The following is a 20,406-nucleotide window of genomic DNA, read 5'->3' on the forward strand; positions in this document are numbered from 1 at the left end:
GTGGATCGAACTGCACGGGCGGTCGGAAGCAGGAACCCGCCGAGACGACTGCGCAAGGAGCCATCCATGCGTAGCGTGGTAGGAATCTCCGGCCTTCAGGCCGGGGAGGATGTCAATTGCAGAGAGCGAGTACCTTTGCTCAACAGGGTTGAGATTTGTCAACTCTTCTATACAAACCTTCTCAATCCCTTTTTTCAACAACCTTGTAGTCGGTAGAGTGTAGGGCATCTTCTGGGAACAGGCGACGTCAGGATCCTTAGCCCTTAGCTGCCAGGTGATACCGGTCACCGCCCTGAAGCTCTTTTGGGTGCAAGCTGAGAGTAACTGTGGCCACTTCCCAGATCTAGGAGATCGTTTAACCATGCGCAACCTCTCTTCCGTTTTGCTGTTCGGGATCCCTTTGGTAAGCCTAGGCTGGACAGGGATCCCGGTGGTGGCCCAATCCGCCAATCCAGCCCTCTGCCAGCAATTTCCCCAAGACATTCGCTGCACCCTCTCTGCCCCCAGACAGGTGGGACAAGCGCCGCAACCCACATCCCGTCCTCGGATTGCAGTCTTGGACTTTGATTTCAGCAGCCTCAGCAATCCCTACAGCTTCCGCGAGGCTTCTCGGGGGGTGAGCGACCTGTTGGTGGATCGGCTGGTGAGAGATGGCACCTTTTCCGTCATCGAGCGCTCGCGGCTGGACGCGATCTTGGCCGAGCAGAACCTGGGTCTATCCGGTCGACTGGATGCCAACACCGCTGCTCAGGTAGGCCGGATCCTAGGGGTCGATGCGGTGATCCTCGGCAGTGTGACCCAGTTTGATGTGTCTGTGCGCCGTTCTGGGGGTGGGGCACCGGTCTTAACTCCCTTCGGCAGCTTCCCGCTGGCGGTGGGCGCTGAGTCAGTGGATGCCGATGCCAACGTGCAGCTGAATGCCCGCTTGGTGAGCACCAGTACTGCCGAGATCTTGGCCGTGGTTGAGGGCAAAGGCAACGCCAGCCAGTCGGATAGCACGGTCACGGTTGCCGGCTTTGGCGGGGGATCCGCCACCAGCAACGAAGAGAAGCTGTTGGTATTGGCAAGCCAACAAGCGGTGGAGCAAATTGCCCAGCAGTTGGCCGGTTTTGCCGGGCGCTTGGCAGCTCAGCCTCGCTCTCTGCCAACGGTTGACGCCTTGGTGGCGGATGTCTACGGCAACCAGGTGATCCTGAACAAGGGCAGCCGCGATGGCTATCGGGTGGGATTGATTCTTTCTGTGGAGCGCGTCGTCCGCGAGGTGAAGGATCCGGCCACGGGGACAGTCTTGCGCAAATTGACTGAGCCAGCCGGACAGGTCCAACTGACGGAGGTGGATGACAGCTCCAGTGTGGGACGCATTCTCAGCGGGGCAGGCTTCAAGGTTGGGGATGTGGCCAAGCCTGTCCAATGAGCTTTCCCAAGCCCTATCCTCAGGATCCCTCGATGGGAGCAAAGCCCTGCCGTTGCGTGTTTTCGGTTACGGTGCGCGGCTCTAAAAATTGCAGCAGGTAGTCGGGGCCGCCGGCTTTGGATCCCACGCCGGAGAGCTTGAAGCCGCCGAAGGGATGCCGCTCCACCAACGCCCCGGTGATCTCGCGGTTGATGTAGAGGTTGCCGACGGCAAAGTCCTGGCGAGCCTGTTGAATGTGAGAAGGGGTGCGGCTGTAGAGGCCGCCGGTGAGAGCGTAGGGGGTGGCATTGGCCATCTGCAGAGCAGAAGAAAAGTCCGGCGCTGAGATCACCGCCAAAACCGGGCCAAACAGCTCCCGCTGCGCCAGCTCTGACTGGGGATCCACCTGGCTGAACACAGTGGGGCCGACGAAGTAGCCTTTTTCCGGCACGGGCAGGCTGAGGTCGAGGCGGGCATCAGCCTTAGCCGATTGAATGGCCTGTTGCAGGCGAGCTTGGGCCTCTGCATCGATGACCGGGCCAACTTGGGTGCTGGGGTGGGCTGGATCCCCCACATTTAAAGAGCGCACCGCCTCGATGAGCCGCCCCAAGAACAGGTCGTGAATGGACTGCAAAACGATCGCCCGCGAGCAGGCGGAGCATTTCTGGCCACTGTAGCCAAAGGCGGAGTTGACCACTCCTTTGACCGCCTGATCCAGGTCGGCGCTTTCGTCGATGAGGATGGCGTTTTTGCCCCCCATCTCGGCAATGACCCGTTTGATGTGGTGCTGGCCCGGCTGCAGTTGCGCGGCTTGGGCGAGGATCTGGCAACCCACCGCCTGGGATCCGGTGAAGGCAATCAGGTGCACCCGCCGGTCTTGAACCAACAGGGGGCCGATGGCTTCGCCCACCCCCGGCAGGAATTGAAAGACACCCTCCGGGATCCCAGCTTCGGCAAGGGCCTTGAGGATAAACTCCGCCAGTTTGGCGGCGATCAGCGAAGATTGCTCCGCCGGCTTGAGGAGCACGCAGTTTCCGGCCACCAAAGCCGCCGCTGTCATGCCACAGGGGATGGAGAGGGGGAAGTTCCAGGGGGCGATCACCACCGCCACACCGCGGGGCTGGTAGTGGTAATGGTTGGTTTCGCCGGGCAGGTTGCACTCCCGTCCCCGATCCAGGGCCTCCATCTGCTGGGCGTAGTAGCGGCAAAAATCGATGGCCTCAGAAATTTCCCCATCGGCCTGGGCAATGGGCTTGCCCACCTCCAGCACCATCCAGGCAGCCAGCTCCGCCCGCTGGGCTTCGATTTGCTCCGCCACCCGCCGCAGGATCCCCGCCCTCACAGCCACAGGGGTGCGCCTCCAGCTGGGGAAGCTGGCTTGGGCCGCTGCCAAGGCTTGCTCCACCTGTTCCGGCTCGGTCAACCCAATTTCCGCTACCACCTGTTGGGGATCCGCAGGGTTGAGGGAGAGCATGGCTTGTTGGGTGGGGCGATATTCTCCGGCAATCCAGGGCTGAACCCTCTGACCCAGTTGAGGCCGGATCTCGTCCAATGCCTGAAAAAAGGGATCCCGCTGCTGGGGCTGGCTGAAATCCGTATCGGGAGCGGCGGCAAACGAGAGGGAAGGAGCTGGAAAAACGGATCCCTCCTCCAAGACCGGTGGGGCCAACAGCTGCTCGGGGTTGTAGCCCTGAACGCTTTGCCGCAGAAAAGAGGTGTTGGCGGTGTTTTCCAGCAAGCGCCGGATCAGGTAGGCCATGCCCGGCAGCAGCTCCCCGTAGGGGCAGTACACCCGCACCCGCTGTCCCTTCTGCACCAGGGCCTTGGCCAGGGGATCGGCCATGCCATAGAGCACCTGCAGTTCAAAAGCAGACTGGGGCACCTCCAGGGCTTGGGCAATGGCGATGGCTTTGGCCTGAGAGCGCACATTGTGGCTGGCGATGGCAGCGTGGAGATGGGTGTGGTGCTCCAACAAAAGCTGGGTCATGCGCTCGAAGTTGGCGTCGGTAGCAGACTTGCTGTTGTAAACCGGCTGCGGCCAGTGCTTTTGCGCCGCCAGGATGGTCTCTTGATCCCAGTAGGCCCCCTTGACCAAGCGCACCGTCACCGGGGATCCCCGCTCTTTGGCCCAGGCGATCAGGTTTTGCAGATCGGTGTAGCTATCCCGCAGGTAGGCTTGCAGCGTCAGGCCAACGTCGGTGCGGCTTTTGAACTCCGGCTCCAGCAGCAGCTCCTGCAAAATGGCCAGGGTGAGGGATTTGTAGCGGTACTGCTCCATGTCGAAATGGATCCCGACTCCCAGAGCTTCTGCCCGGCGCAACAGGATGCGAATCCGTTCCCCCACTCTGGTTTTGGCCCCCAGGGGATCGATGGGATCGAACTGGGAATAGAAGGCTGTCAGCTTTACCGACACTTGCGGCACCGGCTGCGGTTGTGGCCAGGTTTTGACCATCTTTGCCAAATGCTCCATCACCTGCAGATAGCGATCCAGGTAGGATTGGGCTTCCGCTTCGGTGATGACGGCTTCCCCCAGCAAATCCAGGGTGAAAGCCATACCCTGCCGGTGCAAAGCTTCCAGAGTTTTGCTGACTTGCTGTAGAGTTTCTCCGGCAATGTAGCGACGGGCCAAGACTTCCACAGCAGCGGTGAGAGTGCTGGCAGCCAATTGTCCTGGCAGGGAGTCGGGGTCTGCAAAGTTGAGCAGGCTTTTCAGCATTCCCGGCAATTCCACCGCCGGATCTGAAAGATACTCCTGCAAATGGCGGGCCACCTCAGCCTTACTTTTCAAGCTGGGCAAGACATCGATCAAGCGGAACAACTGGGTGCGCAAGTGGGGGTTTTCCATCGCCCAGGCCAGCAGCTTGTCCTCCCAGCGCAGTTGATCCCGCCACTGGGCCAGCAGGGATCGCTTCTCTCCCGAAAGAGAGGCGAACAGAGATTGGGCAAGAGCTTGGGTTTGGGCCTCGTAGGCAGTAGGAGCAGCTTGGGCAACCATCTGATGCACCGGGGGGCGGGATCCCTACCATCCTGTCATGGAAAGGATGGAACCTGAGGCCGATTTTGGGAAGATAATGGCAGATGGGGCCACTGCAAATCCTCAAACAGCTACACCGGGTATAAACAGCTTTGCAGGAGAAACTTATGCAGGCTTTTGTTGCAGGGGCTACAGGAGAAACCGGACGCCGCATTGTCAAAGAGTTGGTGGGCCGCGACATCCCGGTACGGGCGCTGGTGCGCAGCCATGAGCTGGCCGCTCGGGTTTTGCCCCCCGAAGCGGAAGTGGTGGTGGGGGATGTGCTGGATCCGGCCACGCTGGAGACGGGCATGGAAGGATGCACGGTGGTGCTCTGTGCCACCGGGGCCAGGCCCAGTTGGGATCCCTTTCAGCCCTACCGAGTCGACTATGAAGGCACCAAGAACCTGGTCGATGTGGCCAAAGCCAAAGGGATCCAACACTTTGTTTTAATCTCTTCCCTGTGTGTTTCCCAGCTGTTCCATCCCCTCAACTTGTTTTGGCTGATCCTGGTGTGGAAAAAACGCGCAGAAGAATACCTGCAAAAAAGCGGCCTCACCTACACCATCGTTCGACCGGGGGGCCTAAAAAACCAAGACAACGACGATGGCATTGTCCTATCCAAGGCGGATACCCTCTTTGACGGCAGCATCCCCCGCACGAAAGTAGCCCAAGTAGCCGTCGAAAGTTTATTCCAGCCCGCTGCCCAAAATCGCATCCTTGAGATCATCGCCAAGCCGGGTGTGCCCAACCAAGAATGGAGCGCTCTCTTTGCTATGGCAAGGTAGGTACCGAGCTGCATGCATGCTGCATACATTATGACTATGAGCGAGTATGAACGCGGCTCCCAGTTCCTCAGCAGGCTCGAACTTGGTGGGCGCATGGCACTCCTGGAAAGTCGATCCTGCATTGGTCGATAGTCTGCCGCAAAATGTCGGTGCCAAGCTAAACTTCTCGTTTTGCCCTTAACTTCCCTCTGTCTGGGAACCAGAAGACTTGGCCAACTGCTGCAAACGATTTAAGATCTGCGCCTCAGCGTTGGCATCGTGGAGTCGCAACGTCAGGCGGGGCACCCGCAGTGAAGCCGTAATCCGGCCTGAGGGCAGATCCAGCCACACCAGTTGCCCTTGAAAACAGCGACAGGCAGCCCCCCATTCCTGGGCCAGAGCCTCTACCTCTGACCAGACAAGGCAACGTGGCAGCAGCAGGTCGGTGGCCCACCCAGCCCCACACTCCCGCCGCCTGAGGACACGCACCTGCATGGATCCCTACATCCGCAAGGACTCCGTCCCGCTGACGCGAGCGGCGTAAAACTCGCACCAGGGATCCCCTTGCTCTCTGGCTTTGGTCTCCTTGCCGTGGAAGAGCCCACCCCGCTGGAAGAGGCGGTTGTAGAAGACTTGATCCAAAACCGGCTTCTGCTGGATGTTGCCGTTGTAGACCAGATTCATTATCGCCGGCACCGCCCCTTGGGCAAAGTAGCAGGCGGGATCCTCTGCCCGTGGGTAGGAAGCCAAAAAGTAGTTGGCTTCGTAGTTGCCGTCAATGGCCACCCGGCAAGACTCGCCGCTCACCACCTCCAAAGCCTGCCAGCGACCCCACCCCAGACTGCTGGCCACCGCATAGCCGCCGTGGATCCAGTCCGTGTCCTTCTCCAGCATCGGCCCCACCAGGGTTTCCCACTCCACCGATTCCATGATGTTGCCGAAGGTGTAGAAGACACAAACATGCCCCGACTCGCGGATGAGAGCTTCCCCCACCCCCATCAGCTCAGCCCGCACCGCCTTCAGCTCCTGTAAAAAGCGATATTGAATGCGGTTGCAGTAGTTGGCAGGCATGCGCGTTAGCAACACGTTAAACGCGCGAATTTGCCCCCGCTCATCTCCGGCCAAAGGCAAGCCCCACAGAGCTTCGTTGACCGCATCGTAGTCCACTGCTGTTGTGGGCCGGGGGAACTGGAGCGGCTGCTCGATCAACTTGCCCATCCCTGGACTGGGAGTCAACAACTGGGGCCGCGGCAGCCGAGTGGCCTGGATCACGCAGTGATCCTTGCGCGTAACGGCCATACACTCCGTTTCTTCTGCCCCGTAGCTTCCCAGCTCGCCAAACGTGGCATCCAGAGCTGCCGCCACATAGCCCACCGCCAAGTGGTCAATGGGACGTGTGCGGTTGACCTGATCCCCGTACTTGCTCAGCCAACCTTCTGCATAGTGAGAATGGGTAAGCTGCACTTCCCCGCCTGAAGGTGTCACCTCAAACGCCAGCCGCCCAAATCCTAAAAAACTGAAGATCTGAGCTGCTACTGCCAGGCGCTCTTGGGTCTCCTGAATGCCAAGAGCCTTGAAAGCTCCGTACAGAAGACTGTAAAAGATCTCCTGGGCTGCGGTGCGCAGAATTCCCACTCCATCGATCCAGTCGGGATCTTCAATAGTCTGCTGCAGGAAGAGGTTGTAGTGATGGCAGTGGAAGATAACCGGCTCTCCAAACAGGGAGATGAGCTTACGGTCGCGGTCGAGATGTAGATGCTCAAGCATAGGCAAGTGAACTCAGATAAACAATAGGGGATCCCACAAGCGCAGCAACTGCCCTCAGACAAACCTCGCCAGCTATTCTCGACTACTCAGACCGGCATGGCAATAGGCAGGCGCTCTCGGCCCAAGAGATCTGCCACTGCTTTGTAGAGAATGCGCAGCTCCTGACGGCTCAGGGCGCCCTTTTCGAGACGGTTGCGGTCTAGGCCCGTTTTCAAAGACAGGCGCAGAGCCACAAAGTTGGGATCCGGAGCGTAGCGCTTGGCATAGTCCATCAAAGCCTGAGCCACAGACATAGTGCTGTCCTGCACAGGGGGCAGTAGCGGCTTTCCGTCAATCAGAATGGCTTTGATGCGCTCTGAAATGGCTCTGAGGTCGGTGATGGAACGGGTCAGGAGTAACACAAAGTAGGGGCTTTTGGGAAACGCTTTGATGACAACCCGCAACGCCGAAGTGCCGGCCAAAAGGTAGTCCGCCTCTTGGTCAGAGCTGACAAGCTGGCATAGACGACTGTTGGCCTGGACTAGGTCGCCGGCGTAGGTGCCCAAACGTTCTAGGGCTTGCTCCTCTTGGGAATCGCTGACGTAGGTTACTTTGGCTACTGTGGTACCATCAGTGGCCCGCCCTATCAAAACAGCAATCAAGCCCGGAAGGCCGGCGATGTGCTGTTCAATCACGCTGCTGAGGGTTCGGATAGCCATGATCTGACTCCTTCCTGCGGCTACATGGGATAGCTTAAATGCACGTACATGCACGTACTATCCCATGTACTTATTCTACCAAAATGGATCAGATGCTTCCAGACAAATCTCCCGGCCGGCTTAGCTCCAGGGATCCCAGTTCTCGTGAAACTTGCCTTCCAAGATGGCCTGGCGCATCTTTTGGGTGTAGCGCATCAGCTCCGTGATGTTGTGGATAGAAAGCAGGGTATAGCCCAGGATCTCCTGGGCGCGGATGAGGTGGCACAAGTAGGCGCGGCTAAAGTGGCGGCAGGTGTAGCAGGGGCAATCGGGATCGATGGGATCCAGGCTGCGGCGGTGCTCGGCATTTTTGATGTTCCAGCGTTTGCCCCGGCTGATCACCGTGCCATGGCGGGCATAGCGGGTGGGGATCACGCAGTCAAACAAATCCACTCCGGCGGCCACGGCGGCCCGCATCTCTGCATAGGTGCCCACCCCCATGAGATAACGGGGGCGATCTGCCGGCAGTAGAGGGGCTGTTTGCCGCACAACGGCGTGCATAAACTCGACCGGCTCCCCCACACTCACCCCGCCAATGGCATAGCCCGGCAGATCCAACCGACAGACCTCTTCCACCGCCCGCCGGCGCAGCTCAGGGTAAACTCCCCCCTGCACAATGCCAAACAAAGCCTGATCTGAGCGGCGATGGGCTTTCACGCACCGTTTCAGCCACTGGGTGGTTCGCCGCACCGCTGCTTCCACTTCCTCAGGGCTGGCAGGGTAGGGCGGGCACTCGTCGAAGGCCATGATCACATCGGCACCCAAGGCATTTTGAATCTGGATGGATAGCTCTGGGGTGAAGTGAATGATGCGGCCATCGAGAGGAGAGCGGAACGTCACTCCCTCCTCGTTGATTTGGCGAATGGCGCTGAGGCTGAAGACCTGGAAGCCCCCTGAGTCGGTAAGGATGGGGCCCGACCAGCCCATAAAGCAGTGTAGCCCCCCTGCCGCTTGAATGATGCTTTCGCCAGGTTGCAGGTGGAGATGATAGGTGTTGCTGAGGATGATGTGGGCACCTGTCTCCTTGAGCTGGGCCGGGGTGAGGGTTTTCACGTTGGCCAAAGTTCCCACCGGCATAAAGCAAGGGGTTGGGATCCCACCGTGGGGGGTGACGAAGTATCCCGCCCGCGCTTGAGTGTGGGGGCAAGTGCCCTCACAAGTAAAGGTAAAGTCGGCCAAGGTCAGCGTTGATCAGCTTTCATCTGGTGCGCAGCAGAGCTTAGCACAGATAGAGCCGCCGGCAAGGGATCCCTTTTGCCAGCCTTGACAGGGATCCCCTGCTTTGGGCACACTTGTAGATCGCCGCGGAACTGGCGGAATGGTAGACGCGCTAGATTCAGGTTCTAGTGGCAGCAATGCCTTCGGGGTTCAAGTCCCCGGTTCCGCACTCTCTTTCCTTCAACACTCAGGTTAAGCTATGCCGACATGCCCTGTCGGCCAAGGATAAGTATTGGGGGTGTAGCTCCACGGCCAAATTAGACTCCCTGCTCGCCGTGATGCTTCATCTCTTTCAAGTTGCCCTTAGAGGGTCAATTCGCTCTCAATTTGACTGAGTTTAATGCGGGCAAGAGCTAAGTTCCCTTTTTCTCGGTCTAAGGCTAGGTAGAAAAATAGGCCGCTTATGCTTTTAAGCATATACATTAGATGGTACTGAGTTTCCAGGATGATTAAAATCTCTTCAATTCTGTCGGTGAACTTAAGTGACTCCGCGACTCGCATCTTAGCGCGAATCACTTCTGTGTTTCCGGGTTTCCGGCGATTGCCAGCTCCAAGTTAGCTTCTGGGAAAGCGGGGCTGTTGGTGCCCTTATATCCCAAGCACATCCCAGTTTTCCAGTCCCCCAGCGCTACCCCCAGTGCTCCATCGATGCTCAGAGCTTTTACCAAACTGTCTTGGAGTTTTTGCATGACTGAGAGTATTCCCCCTTTACAAAGCTCGTCGCTCTATAGTAAGTCTTCCGTTGAGAAATTTCAACTCGAAGCTTGCTTAAAAATGTTAGGATTTGATTATTTATAGGGTAAGTGAAACCAAATGCATTAGAGGAAGCTTATTGAGCTTTCTCATCTTTGACATCAGTATAAATACTGAAACTGGGATCCGGTAAGTCTTTTTCCCTTCTGCCCGCGGCGGCTCTGGACGGGCCACGGCTCAGACCCTTATTTTGGCTCGCCTGCAGAAGCCAGAGTAGCTGACACCAGCATGGCGAAAATGTAGCAAACTAATCCAACAGGAAGCAAGCTTGGGGATCGGATCCCTGTAGCTTCCGGTGGAGAGGCTTGGAAGTTATGCTGGGGTTACCTCTTTTACCTTGAGACTATCGACCTCCGAGATCGGTGGATCGGGATCCCTTTCTCTCCGCTTAGTTTGACCTATGCCTAAGGCCCCCCTCCCTCCCAACGAAGAGCAGCGGCTGGCTGCCCTGCGGCAGTATCAGATTTTGGACACCGCTCCTGAGAACAGCTTTGACGAACTCGTGCGGCTGGCTGCCCACATCTGCGGCACGCCCATTGCTCTGGTCAGCCTTATCGACGAACACCGCCAGTGGCTTAAAGCCAAATTCGGCGTCGATGTGCAGGAGACCCCACGGGATGTGGCCTTCTGCGCCCACGCCATCTTGTCGCCTAAAGAGCCGCTGGTGGTGCCCGATGCCACTCAGGATCCCCGCTTTGCCGACAACCCTTTTGTTACCCAAGAGCCGCACATCCGCTTCTACGCCGGCGTGCCCTTAGTAACTCCGGAAGGGCAGGCGTTGGGCACCCTCTGCGTTGTCGATTTCCAACCCCGGCAGCTCAGCCCGGAGCAACTGGATCAGCTCAAGGCCCTGGCCCATCAGGTGGTGGCCCAACTGGAGCTGCGCCGTACTTTGAGGGAACTGGCTCAGACGCCTCTGCTGCCTAAGTCGGGGGATACTAAACCTGCCCGCAAAAACCGCTTTCTCCTCAAAGTTACCGCCGGTTTTGGCCTGGCTGCCCTGATCTTGGCAGGGATCGCCTACTCCGCCCACCGCGCTGCTTCCCGTCTGCCCCAGATCAACAGGGAGGTAACCCAGCTTCTAGAAGAGCACGAGGTTCTAGAGAAGCTGCTAAGAGAAGTGGAGGCCGCAGAAGTCCACAAGCGCAGCTATCTCCTTACAGGCAATGCGAGCTTCTTACGGAGCTATCAGACAAGCACCGATTCGCTGTTTGCTCTTCTGGATCGGCTACAGGAATTTGCGGCCTTGGATCCCGTGCAGCAAGAGCACCTGAGCCGGCTAGAGCTGCTGCTGGCGCCGTGGCTGAAACTCAACCATGATTTGATTGAGCTGAGGAAGCAAGGGGAGCTATCTGCGGTTCAAGAAGCGCTGCAAAGTCAGGAAGAGGAAAAATTGAGGCAGCGGATTGTCGACGTGGTAGCGTCGCTACAAGAGGAAGATCACCGCCGGCTGCAGCAAAGTAGCGATCAGTTTCAGCTAGCCTGGAGCGGCACCAATGCCATCCTGCTAGCGGGTCTAACGTTTACCTACTGCATCTTGGCTGCTGTTTACTCCCTCATTCGCCGAGAAAGTGCTGAGCGGGAAAAGGCAGAGCGATCCCTCAAGCAAGAGCGGGATTTTACCAACGCGGTTATCGATACGGCAGGGGCGCTGGTGGTGGTCATGGATCCAGAAGGGCGTATCCTGCGCTTCAACCGCGCTGCCGAGCAGCTTTCTGGCTACTCGCTGGCAGAAGTTAAGAACCGGCTGCTGTGGGATTTGGGTTTGATCCCGCCGGAAGATGTGCCTGGTGTGAAGCAAGCTTTTGAACAGCTCAAGGGCAACTATTCCCTCTTTTTGAATCGCCATGAGAATTTTTGGCGCACCAAGCAAGGGGCACTGCGGCTGATTGACTGGACCAATACCGCCTTAATCGGTGCCAACGGTGAGGCAGAGTTTCTCATGAGCACTGGCATCGACATCACCGACCGTGGGCTGGCGGAGCTAGCCCTAAAAGAAAGTGAAGAGCGCTACCGGGATCTCTTTGAAAATGCCAGCGACCTCATCCAGAGCGTGGATGCTGAAGGGCACTTTTTATATGTCAACCGCACTTGGAAGGAGACCTTGGGCTACGACGAAGCTCAAGTTTATCAAATGACCCTCTTCGACATTCTCCATCCCGACTGCCGGGAGCACTGCCAGGCTCTTTTCCAGAAGCTTCTATCGGGGGAGAAAGTAGAGAGAGTAGAGACAGCTTTCCTCACGGCCAGCGGTGAAACCGTTTGGGTGGAGGGCAATGTCAACTGCCGCTTTGAAGATGGAGTAATGGTGGCTACGCGGGGCATCTTCCGCAACATTACCGAGCAGAAGAAAGCGGCAGAGGAATTGGAGCGGCAAAACCGCCGGGCTCAGTTGCTAGCCAATCTCAGCTTGAAGATCCGCGAATCTTTGGATATCGCCGAGATCCTAGAGACGGCGGTAACAGAAATCCAAGCCCTGCTCAAAGCCGACCGAGTCTTGGTCTACCGCTTCCAGCCGGATGGCTCCGGGATCATCTCCAACGAGAAAACTCAGCCAGGGATCCCCTCCTTGCTGGGAGAGGTGATCGAGGATCCCTGTTTTCAGGAAAAGTACGCCCAGCTCTACAGCCAGGGCCGCGTTCGCGTTGTTAGCGATGTGGAAAGTGAAGGACTGGAGCCTTGTTACCTAGAGCTGCTGCAAAAAATGCAGGTCAGGGCCAACTTGGTGGTGCCGCTGTTTTTGGAGCAGCAGTTGTGGGGGTTGTTGCTGGCCCACCAGTGCTCCGGGCCCCGTCAGTGGCAACCCTTTGAGATGGAGCTGCTGTCGCAGTTGGCCAACCAAATTGGCATTGCCCTCACCCAGGCAGCCCTTTTGGAGCGGGAGAGAAAGCGCAGCCTCGAGCTAGAACAAGCCCGCAAAGCGGCAGAGCAAGCTGCCCAGGCCAAGAGCAGCTTCTTGGCCACCATGAGCCACGAGATCCGCACCCCCATGAACGCGGTGTTGGGGATGACGGGCCTGCTGCTGGAGACCCCCCTCAATGCAGAACAGCGGGACTTTGTAGAGACCATCCGCGTCAGCGGCGATGCGCTGCTCACCCTCATCAACGACATCCTGGACTTCTCCAAATTGGAGGCCGGGGAAATGGAGCTGGAGATCCTGGATTTCGATCTCCGCTCGTGTCTGGAAGAGGTGGCGGATCTGTTTGCCCCCACTGCCCACGCCAAGGGATTGGAGCTGGCGGTGCTCATGCCACCGGAAGTGCCGCGCTACCTGCGGGGAGATGCCTCGCGACTACGGCAAATCCTCAACAATTTGGTAAGCAACGCCATTAAGTTCACCCACCAGGGGGAGGTGGTGATCCAAGCGGAGGTGCTGCAAGAAACCGCTACCCATGTCCACCTCAGGCTCTCGGTGAGAGATACCGGGATCGGGATCCCGGCGGCGGCGCAGAGCAAGCTATTTCAACCGTTTAGCCAGGTGGATGCCTCTACCACCCGCAAATACGGGGGCACGGGACTGGGCTTGGCCATCTGCAAACAACTGACAGAACTGATGGGGGGAACCATCTCGTTGCAAAGCCAGGAGGGACAGGGCAGCACCTTCAGCGTTGAGCTGACTCTGGAGCGGCAGCCCTACGTCCAGCAGCTTGCCCAGCCTTCTGCTCGCATCCCGGTGGATCTGCAGGGCAAGCGACTGTTGGTGGTGGACGACAACGCCACCAATCGCAAGATCCTGCGCTGTCAGGCCGCGGCTTGGGGAATGGTGGTGGAAGAGGCCGAAAATGCCTATCAGGCTATGGACAAACTGCGCCAAGCCGTTCGGGAAGGCAGACCCTTCCCCCTGGCCGTTTTGGATATGCAAATGCCAGAGGTGGATGGGGAGACCTTGGGCCGCTGGATCAAGGCAGATCCGCAACTGGCCGAGACGCAACTGGTGATGATGACCTCCCTGGGACTGGGGGAGCACTCCCGCCGCGCTGCCGAAATCGGCTTTGCTGCCTACTTGGTTAAGCCGGTAAAACAAAGCCGTCTGCAGGAGGCGTTGGCCATGGCCCTGGGGAAATCTTCTGGCCTCTCCACCTCTCTTTTGGGCATTGGCCCCCCTCTCTCTCAGACGACGCCTATGGCCGACCGACCCCAGCAGTCCCTGCGCATTTTGCTGGCAGAGGATAACCCCGTCAACCAAAAGGTGGCTTTGCGCCAGCTCGAGAGTTTGGGCTACAAGGCCGATGTGGTGGCCAATGGTCAGGAGGTATTGGATCTCCTGCAGCAGGTCAGATATGACCTTATTCTCATGGATTGCCAAATGCCGGTGATGGACGGCTACGAGGCCACCCGCCGCCTACGCCAACAGGAACGGAGATCCGGCCACCGCACAGTGGTGATTGCCATCACGGCCAACGCCATGCAGGAGGATAGGGAGCGTTGCCTGCAGGCAGGTATGGACGACTATCTCAGCAAGCCGGTGCTGAAGGAAGATTTGCAAAGGTTGCTCAACCACTGGAGCCAGCTGATTGCTCAGTCTGCAGGGGGATCCTCCAACCAAGCCGCTTCTGAAGCAGCCTCTCCAGCTTCCCCCGCTGAGAGCCGGGATCCCTCTTCTCCCACCTTGCCCTATCCCATCGACTCTGCCTATCTGGATCAGGTTTCCGGCGGGGACCGGGGGTTTCAGCGAGAGCTATTGCAGGTGTTCATCCAAGATTGCGAAACCCAGCTTCCGCAACTGCGCCAAGCCATTGCCGGTTGCAATGCAGAAGGAATGCGGCGGGTCGCCCACCGCCTCAAAGGAGCCAGCTCCAACGTGGGAGCCAACGCTTTTTGCCAAGTGGTCCGCGAGCTGGAGCACTTGGGGGTAGCGCTGGCCCAGCAGGGATCCCAAGGTGGTCATGACCTAGAATGGGCACGCGCTCTCCAGGCCCCAGAAGACCTAGAACGCATCTTGGCTCATATCCGCCAGTACTTGCGAGATCTGGAAGGATAGATTCCAAAGGCTCGGCGCCGCTTCCGCGGCCACCCCCTCTCCCAGAGAGAGGGGAGTTAGGAAGCAATGCAGCAGAAATTTTCATGCCTGTTGCATTCGGAAGCGATGCAAAAGCCTGGCCGCAGCCAGGCCTGTAAAGATCTACAGCAAAGATCTACAGCAGTGTCTTGGGTCTACTGGGATTACATCAGGCCAATTTGAGAGAGGATCCCTTGGCCGGTCAGCAACTCGGTCGCAACGCCGATCACAAAGCCCAACATTGCCAAACGGCCATTCCACTTTTCGGCGAAGGTGGTAAAGCCAAACTTAGCTTCTTGGTTTTCCATGGTTCTAGCTCCATCAACAGGTGACATCTTTAATGTGGCTCAGATATTAAAAAGTGTCAAGTTTTATGTCGAGAGCTAACAAGGGATCCCTAGCTGCTTTTCACGGTTGTCCAGAGGGCGTCGATGAGGCGCAGCTCTTCCCCTGACAGCACTTTAAGGTAGGTGAGTTTGGCCAGGGCCTCTTCGTCAGGGTAGATGGCCGGGTTTTGCCGATCTTCTGGGTTGATCATGGGCAGAGCTGCAGCGTTGGGGGTGGCGAAGCGGTTGTGGTTGCTCAGTTGAGCGCCGACTTCAGCATCCAGGATGAAATTGATGAAGCGATTGGCCAGCTCGGGGTTGGGGGCCTGGGCGGGAATGGCCATTACATCCAGCCAAATGTGGGCACCCTCGCGGGGGACAAAATAGCCGATGTTGGGGTTTTCTTCGGCAGCTTGCAGGGCATCGCCGCTGTAGACGATGGCTACATTGGCCGTTCCAGAAACCAGTTGGTTTTTGCCCCCCACGCCCCCAATTAGGCCGGCACTGCGGCGCTTGGTGTCGATCAAAAGCTGCTGGATCTGCTGCAGTTCGGAGCGAACGGTGGTGTTCATATCGAAGCCCAGGTAAACGGCAGCAGCGCCGATCATGGAGCGCATCTCGTCGATCATCACAAAGGGGCCATACTGCTGCTGCGGGTCGAAAATCAATCCCCAAGAGCGTTCAAAGTTTTCGGGCAGGCGGTCTTTGCGGTAGCCAATGCCGGTGGTGCCCCACTGATAGGCGGCGGTGTAGGTGTTTTCTGGATCAAAGGGCAGGCCGACAAATTTTTCGCCCAGGTTGCTTAGGTTGGGGATCAATTCTTTGTTGAGAGGCTGCAGCAGTCCCAGCTCCAACATGTTGGGCACAATGTAGTCGGTGGGAACAACAATGTCGTACTGGCTGGTGCCTCCCCCCCGCAGTTTGGCCACCATGTCTTCGTTGGATTCGTACACGCTGACCAGCACGCGGCTATTGGTGGCTTTTTCAAAGGCGGTGAGGATGTCGGGATCGATGTATTCTGACCAGATGTAGAGATTGAGGGTCTGCCTCTGGGCAGAGGTAACGTGGGGCCAAAACAGAACCAGGACAAGCACACAGCAGAGTAGGGTTGTAGCCGAGGCAATCCACTTTTTCATGAGATTTCTCCGACTGTGAAAAGTTGAAAACATCGTATCTGCTTTCATCCCCCAGCCGGCTACACCCGCGGCTAGGGGGCACGCCTTGGGCAATCGCCAAGCCCCGCAAACTCCGGTTGAGGCTCGGGTACTCACCCTTGTTTCCAAGACAACACCCAAACGGTATCAACGCCTCCGCGAGCGATCCGCCAAAAGCCGCAAAGGCCGATTCTTTCGTCGGATCCCTCGATGCCTTGCGCCACAAGGCTTTCCAGCCCCAAAACCCCCTCGCCGCAGCTCTTTTTGCCGACTTTTTTCCGGATCCCTCGCAAATGGGTCTTGCATTCCTTGCCCTGCTTGGGTTTAATAGGGGTGGGTTCCCCCTTCGGGGGGATCCCTAGAAATTGGAAACAAGATGGCCATTGAAACCTCCGATTTGGCAGGGAAGTTCCCCCTTCGGGGGGATCCCTAGAAATTGGAAACATCGTAGTTGAGTACCGGTATGACCCGCATGCCAAGGGTTCCCCCTTCGGGGGGATCCCTAGAAATTGGAAACTCCAGGATCGGTCCAGTGATCCTCTAGGATTAACCAGTTCCCCCTTCGGGGGGATCCCTAGAAATTGGAAACTACAGTAATGTCCCACATTTGTTTCATGGTTTTCCAGTTCCCCCTTCGGGGGGATCCCTAGAAATTGGAAACGATCCAGCCCTCGCCCCAGGGTTCGTAGCCTCCCCGGTTCCCCCTTCGGGGGGATCCCTAGAAATTGGAAACCTTTGAACCATCTGGGGAGTACTGAGGTAGCCACCCCAGTTGTTCCCCCTTCGGGGGGATCCCTAGAAATTGGAAACTCTTTACGCGCTGTGCGTGCGACGTCGTTTCTTAAGGGTTCCCCCTTCGGGGGGATCCCTAGAAATTGGAAACGTGAACAGTTTAGCTTCCATATCAACCTCCTAAAGGCGTTCCCCCTTCGGGGGGATCCCTAGAAATTGGAAACTATGAATTGTATGTAGGGAATGAGTATTGGACTAATCGTGTTCCCCCTTCGGGGGGATCCCTAGAAATTGGAAACGCTATAGGATTATTAGTGATATCAAACAGAGATTTATGTTCCCCCTTCGGGGGGATCCCTAGAAATTGGAAACCCCTAACGAGCTTGATAAGCTTGAGCAGATGATGCTGTTCCCCCTTCGGGGGGATCCCTAGAAATTGGAAACAATTGTTGGTACAGATGTTATTTCATTTATTACGTTGTTCCCCCTTCGGGGGGATCCCTAGAAATTGGAAACTATATGAATCCGTCAGATGTCCTCCAAATGAGTGGGGAGTTCCCCCTTCGGGGGGATCCCTAGAAATTGGAAACAACAGAGACAGCGTGTGGATATTGCTCTTCGTTCATGTTCCCCCTTCGGGGGGATCCCTAGAAATTGGAAACTGCTGGATCCCTTTGACTGCTCCCTCCCAACCTGGGGCATGTTCCCCCTTCGGGGGGATCCCTAGAAATTGGAAACTCGATGTCTCGGAAGGTGTAACAGTAACCATACTCGGTTTGTTCCCCCTTCGGGGGGATCCCTAGAAATTGGAAACATCAAGAGCCTTCAAGCATTCGTACGCTTCGCGAATGTTCCCCCTTCGGGGGGATCCCTAGAAATTGGAAACCTTAGTGAAGCTGGTGGGCAGTGTATTGAATATAAAGTTCCCCCTTCGGGGGGATCCCTAGAAATTGGAAACAGCCTGGTCTTTAATGGAAAGTGCAATAGCGTTATAGTTCCCCCTTCGGGGGGATCCCTAGAAATTGGAAACAGTATTAAAGGTGAATACCACCTCGTGCTCAAAGAACTCGATGGTTCCCCCTTCGGGGGGATCCCTAGAAATTGGAAACTTCAATACGGGCTAACATAGTGGCCCGAGTCTTCCCCGTGTTCCCCCTTCGGGGGGATCCCTAGAAATTGGAAACCCCTTTGCCAACTTGATTGGAGTTGCGTTTACCTTCTCGTTCCCCCTTCGGGGGGATCCCTAGAAATTGGAAACCCAAATTGTTGAAGATGAGCACAGTCTCGTCCTCTAGAAGTTCCCCCTTCGGGGGGATCCCTAGAAATTGGAAACAATTCCGCCACCGATCCTGGCTATACTGAGGACACGCTCACCCAAAGTAGGGGTGAGCTTTCACTCGGCAGCGATTCACATGAGTTTTTGGAAGGGCCTGTTCGGGTCAGCAGGAGCTGCTACAACCAAAGAGCCGGCGCAAACAGCTAGGGCCGACCGTCGCCAGGAAACGGTGGTGGTACGAGGGGAGACAATCCTCTTCAGCTTGGATCCCAACTTGGATCTGTACGAGCTAGAGGAGCTCTGCGATGCGGTGGGATGGTCGCGTCGCCCCATTCACAAGGTGAGAAAAGCCCTGCAGCACAGCTTTTTGGTGGTGTCGATGTGGCAGCAGCGGGGCAGCTACCGTCGCCTCATCGGCTTTGCCCGGGCAACGTCCGACCACGCTTTCAATGCCACCATTTGGGATGTGGTGGTTCATCCCGATTTCCAGGGCAAGGGTCTGGGCAAGCGGCTGATGGAAAAGGTGATCCACGAGCTGCGCGCCCGAGACATCAGCAACATCACCCTTTTTGCCGATCAGGGAGTGGTCAGCTTTTACGAACGGCTGGGCTTCACCGCCGACCCTGAGGGGATCAAAGGCATGTTCTGGTATCCCCGCTAGCGTATGGCCCCTGTGGTGATTTTGCCCGGTTATCTGGCGGGTGCGTCGGAGTATGAGCCCCTGCGCCAAGAGCTGGAAGCCCGCGGCTATGCGGCACGGGTGGTGCCGTTGCAGGTGCGCAGTTGGTTTCCCACACTGGGGGGAAGGCCTGTCACTCCCATCCTGTGGGCCCTTCGAGAGACCATCCAAAAGACCTGCGCTGAGTTTGGGGTTGACCGAGTTAACCTGGTGGCCCACTCCGCCGGCGGCTGGATTGCCCGCATCTACCTGGGATCCGTGCCCTATGGGGGACAGGTGTGGCAGGGGCGGGAGCACGTCGCTACGCTGATCAGCCTGGGATCCCCCCACACCAGCCGGGAGCGCTGGACGAAGCGCAATTTGGACTTTGTCAACACCCACTATCCGGGGGCCTTTTGGCCCGAGGTCAAATATGTGTGCGTGGCGGGCAGGGTCATCCAGGGGCAGAGGTTGAGTCTGGGATCCCTGTGGCGACAGGAGCATTATCTGGCTTGGCTGGCCTACAACAGCTATTGGCTCACGGCTGGACAGGGGGAATTGTGGGGCGATGGCATTACCCCCATCGAGGCTGCCCACCTGCAGGGGGCTGTTAACCTCACTCTGCCCAACTGCTACCATTCCGGTCGGGGTGGACGGCGCTGGTATGGATCCCCCGAGGTGGTGGAAACTTGGGCTCAGTATCTGGCTTAGGGCTGGGGTTTAGCTGCCAGGCTTGCTTGGGTCGCCGAGGGAAGTCTCGGGCAAAGAGGCGGCCGATTGGCGGCGTTCCTGCTGACGCCGGGCGGCTTTTACCATCTCCTCGACCACAGCCCGCGCCTGCTTCATGCGATCCAAACTGCTGCGATAGAGCTCCAGATCTTTTCTCACCCGCTCTGTTGAAAAGGGCAGCTTGCTCACCACATTCTCCAAAAAGCGGCGGGTGCGTTCTTCTGGTTCTTCGTAAAGGGACTTGGCCACAACTTCATAGGCTGTGTAAAGGCCAACAGCTAAGACCCGGCTGTAGGCGTAGGGCGGCTGAGTCATGCGCTCCAAAATGGCTTTCAACCCACCCACATCTTCCGCCTCTGGCTTGAGACAGAGGAGATCAAGTCTTTGACGGGGATCCCCGCTTCCCATCAACTCCAGCAGATCGCGGGCATTCTTGCGCAACACCTCCGGCTTGAGGTGCAGAGCCTTACAGAGGGCGTTGAAAATGGCTTCTCGCTGCTCAGGGGGGTGATAGGCTTCCATCAGCCCGTCGTAGAGGGTGACCAGCCCCAAGGCAAAAAACGGATCGTAGACGAAGGTGCTGTTGACGGTGGTCAGGTGCAGCTCCACCAACAACTCCTCCACCACCCGGCGATAGACGGCGTTGATCGGGCGAGGGTAGGCGCTGAAAAAGGCCGCTTTGGTGGCGGAGAGGGTGCGAACAGGATTCACAGGCAGACAAAAATGAGCTTGAGGATGGCTTCTCTGTTTTTTTATTCTCACCTGTGCTGACCCTGAGGGCAAGCTGTGTTGACATCCTCCCCGGCCTGAAGGCTGGAGATTCCTACCACGCTGCGCATGGATGGCTCCTTGCGCAGTCGTCTCGGCGGGTTCCTGCTTCCGAC

The 20,406-nt window shown here is 57.5% G+C and carries 14 protein-coding genes, 1 tRNA gene, 1 pseudogene and 1 CRISPR repeat array; of the genes and pseudogenes, 6 read left to right on the forward strand and 10 right to left on the reverse strand.

Features of this window, described 5'->3' with window-relative positions; all coding sequences use genetic code 11:
* Window positions 1–363 (reverse strand): hypothetical protein (locus ACVWXW_RS13120; protein ID WP_457404159.1); only part of this gene is annotated, 363 nt, incomplete at its 3' end.
* Here ACVWXW_RS13120 and ACVWXW_RS13125 point away from each other — a divergent pair.
* Window positions 362–1,414: a CsgG/HfaB family protein gene (locus ACVWXW_RS13125; RefSeq protein WP_011432168.1), complete on the forward strand. Its 1,053-nt coding sequence runs from the start codon at window positions 362–364 to the stop codon at window positions 1,412–1,414. The genes ACVWXW_RS13120 and ACVWXW_RS13125 overlap by 2 nt on opposite strands.
* A 19-nt stretch (window positions 1,415–1,433) precedes the next feature.
* Here the strand turns inward: ACVWXW_RS13125 and pruA are convergent, their stop codons facing one another.
* Window positions 1,434–4,388, reverse strand: a complete 2,955-nt coding sequence (gene pruA, locus ACVWXW_RS13130; RefSeq protein WP_457404160.1) for an L-glutamate gamma-semialdehyde dehydrogenase — start codon at window positions 4,386–4,388, stop codon at window positions 1,434–1,436.
* Window positions 4,389–4,534: 146 nt separating this feature from the next.
* Between pruA and ACVWXW_RS13135 the strand changes: the two genes are divergently transcribed.
* Entirely contained in the window at window positions 4,535–5,194 is a 660-nt protein-coding gene (locus tag ACVWXW_RS13135; protein ID WP_414351086.1) for an SDR family oxidoreductase, read from the forward strand.
* Between the two features lie 177 nt (window positions 5,195–5,371).
* Here the strand turns inward: ACVWXW_RS13135 and ACVWXW_RS13140 are convergent, their stop codons facing one another.
* The 4 genes from ACVWXW_RS13140 to tgt all read right to left on the reverse strand — a co-directional run bounded on the left by ACVWXW_RS13140 (window position 5,372) and on the right by tgt (window position 8,856).
* The gene (locus ACVWXW_RS13140; RefSeq protein ID WP_414413829.1) at window positions 5,372–5,668 is read right to left on the reverse strand and encodes a hypothetical protein; all 297 of its coding nucleotides are present in this window, start codon (window positions 5,666–5,668) and stop codon (window positions 5,372–5,374) included.
* A 6-nt stretch (window positions 5,669–5,674) separates the two neighbouring features.
* Window positions 5,675–6,940 (reverse strand): hypothetical protein, encoded by a 1,266-nt coding sequence (locus ACVWXW_RS13145; protein ID WP_457404162.1) that lies wholly within the window; start codon window positions 6,938–6,940, stop codon window positions 5,675–5,677.
* An 86-nt stretch (window positions 6,941–7,026) separates the two neighbouring features.
* Entirely contained in the window at window positions 7,027–7,638 is a 612-nt protein-coding gene (locus tag ACVWXW_RS13150) for a hypothetical protein (RefSeq protein WP_457404164.1), read from the reverse strand.
* Between the two features lie 120 nt (window positions 7,639–7,758).
* Window positions 7,759–8,856 (reverse strand): tRNA guanosine(34) transglycosylase Tgt, encoded by a 1,098-nt coding sequence (tgt, locus tag ACVWXW_RS13155; protein WP_457404166.1) that lies wholly within the window; start codon window positions 8,854–8,856, stop codon window positions 7,759–7,761.
* Between the two features lie 125 nt (window positions 8,857–8,981).
* Here tgt and ACVWXW_RS13160 point away from each other — a divergent pair.
* Window positions 8,982–9,064: transfer RNA gene (locus ACVWXW_RS13160), tRNA-Leu, on the forward strand.
* A gap of 134 nt (window positions 9,065–9,198) precedes the next feature.
* Here ACVWXW_RS13160 and ACVWXW_RS13165 read toward each other — a convergent pair.
* Window positions 9,199–9,584: pseudogene (locus ACVWXW_RS13165) on the reverse strand (hypothetical protein).
* Window positions 9,585–10,048: 464 nt separating this feature from the next.
* Between ACVWXW_RS13165 and ACVWXW_RS13170 the strand changes: the two are divergent.
* Window positions 10,049–14,629: a response regulator gene (locus ACVWXW_RS13170; RefSeq protein WP_457404168.1), complete on the forward strand. Its 4,581-nt coding sequence runs from the start codon at window positions 10,049–10,051 to the stop codon at window positions 14,627–14,629.
* A gap of 182 nt (window positions 14,630–14,811) precedes the next feature.
* Here ACVWXW_RS13170 and ACVWXW_RS13175 read toward each other — a convergent pair whose 3' ends face one another.
* Both ACVWXW_RS13175 and ACVWXW_RS13180 read right to left on the reverse strand, forming a co-directional pair.
* A complete protein-coding gene (locus ACVWXW_RS13175; protein ID WP_041436191.1) occupies window positions 14,812–14,955 on the reverse strand; it encodes a chlorophyll a/b-binding protein in 144 nt (47 codons plus the stop codon).
* 89 nt (window positions 14,956–15,044) lie between these two features.
* Window positions 15,045–16,109 carry a polyamine ABC transporter substrate-binding protein gene (locus ACVWXW_RS13180; RefSeq protein WP_148202683.1) on the reverse strand — a complete coding sequence of 355 codons (1,065 nt, stop codon included), beginning with the start codon at window positions 16,107–16,109 and terminating at the stop codon, window positions 15,045–15,047.
* Between the two features lie 355 nt (window positions 16,110–16,464).
* Window positions 16,465–18,192: direct repeats of the CRISPR family, unit length 36 nt; unit sequence GTTCCCCCTTCGGGGGGATCCCTAGAAATTGGAAAC.
* Between the two features lie 79 nt (window positions 18,193–18,271).
* Here ACVWXW_RS13180 and ACVWXW_RS13185 point away from each other — a divergent pair.
* Window positions 18,272–18,796 (forward strand): GNAT family N-acetyltransferase, encoded by a 525-nt coding sequence (locus ACVWXW_RS13185; protein WP_457404170.1) that lies wholly within the window; start codon window positions 18,272–18,274, stop codon window positions 18,794–18,796.
* A 3-nt stretch (window positions 18,797–18,799) separates the two neighbouring features.
* The gene (locus tag ACVWXW_RS13190) at window positions 18,800–19,504 is read left to right on the forward strand and encodes an esterase/lipase family protein (RefSeq protein WP_457404172.1); all 705 of its coding nucleotides are present in this window, start codon (window positions 18,800–18,802) and stop codon (window positions 19,502–19,504) included.
* A 9-nt stretch (window positions 19,505–19,513) separates the two neighbouring features.
* Here ACVWXW_RS13190 and psb29 read toward each other — a convergent pair whose 3' ends face one another.
* Window positions 19,514–20,233, reverse strand: a complete 720-nt coding sequence (psb29, locus tag ACVWXW_RS13195; protein ID WP_041436186.1) for a photosystem II biogenesis protein Psp29 — start codon at window positions 20,231–20,233, stop codon at window positions 19,514–19,516.
* Between the last annotated feature and the right edge of the window lie 173 nt (window positions 20,234–20,406).

Source organism: Thermostichus sp. MS-CIW-30 (assembly GCF_054058015.1).

Coding starts and splice junctions, on each gene's coding strand:
- ACVWXW_RS13125 (WP_011432168.1), top strand. CDS start 362: ATGCGCAACCTCTCTTCCGTTTTGCTGTTCGGGATCCCTTTGGTAAGC.
- pruA (WP_457404160.1), bottom strand. CDS start 4,388: ATGGTTGCCCAAGCTGCTCCTACTGCCTACGAGGCCCAAACCCAAGCT.
- ACVWXW_RS13135 (WP_414351086.1), top strand. CDS start 4,535: ATGCAGGCTTTTGTTGCAGGGGCTACAGGAGAAACCGGACGCCGCATT.
- ACVWXW_RS13140 (WP_414413829.1), bottom strand. CDS start 5,668: ATGCAGGTGCGTGTCCTCAGGCGGCGGGAGTGTGGGGCTGGGTGGGCC.
- ACVWXW_RS13145 (WP_457404162.1), bottom strand. CDS start 6,940: ATGCTTGAGCATCTACATCTCGACCGCGACCGTAAGCTCATCTCCCTG.
- ACVWXW_RS13150 (WP_457404164.1), bottom strand. CDS start 7,638: ATGGCTATCCGAACCCTCAGCAGCGTGATTGAACAGCACATCGCCGGC.
- ACVWXW_RS13170 (WP_457404168.1), top strand. CDS start 10,049: ATGCCTAAGGCCCCCCTCCCTCCCAACGAAGAGCAGCGGCTGGCTGCC.
- ACVWXW_RS13175 (WP_041436191.1), bottom strand. CDS start 14,955: ATGGAAAACCAAGAAGCTAAGTTTGGCTTTACCACCTTCGCCGAAAAG.
- ACVWXW_RS13180 (WP_148202683.1), bottom strand. CDS start 16,109: ATGAAAAAGTGGATTGCCTCGGCTACAACCCTACTCTGCTGTGTGCTT.
- ACVWXW_RS13185 (WP_457404170.1), top strand. CDS start 18,272: ATGAGTTTTTGGAAGGGCCTGTTCGGGTCAGCAGGAGCTGCTACAACC.
- ACVWXW_RS13190 (WP_457404172.1), top strand. CDS start 18,800: ATGGCCCCTGTGGTGATTTTGCCCGGTTATCTGGCGGGTGCGTCGGAG.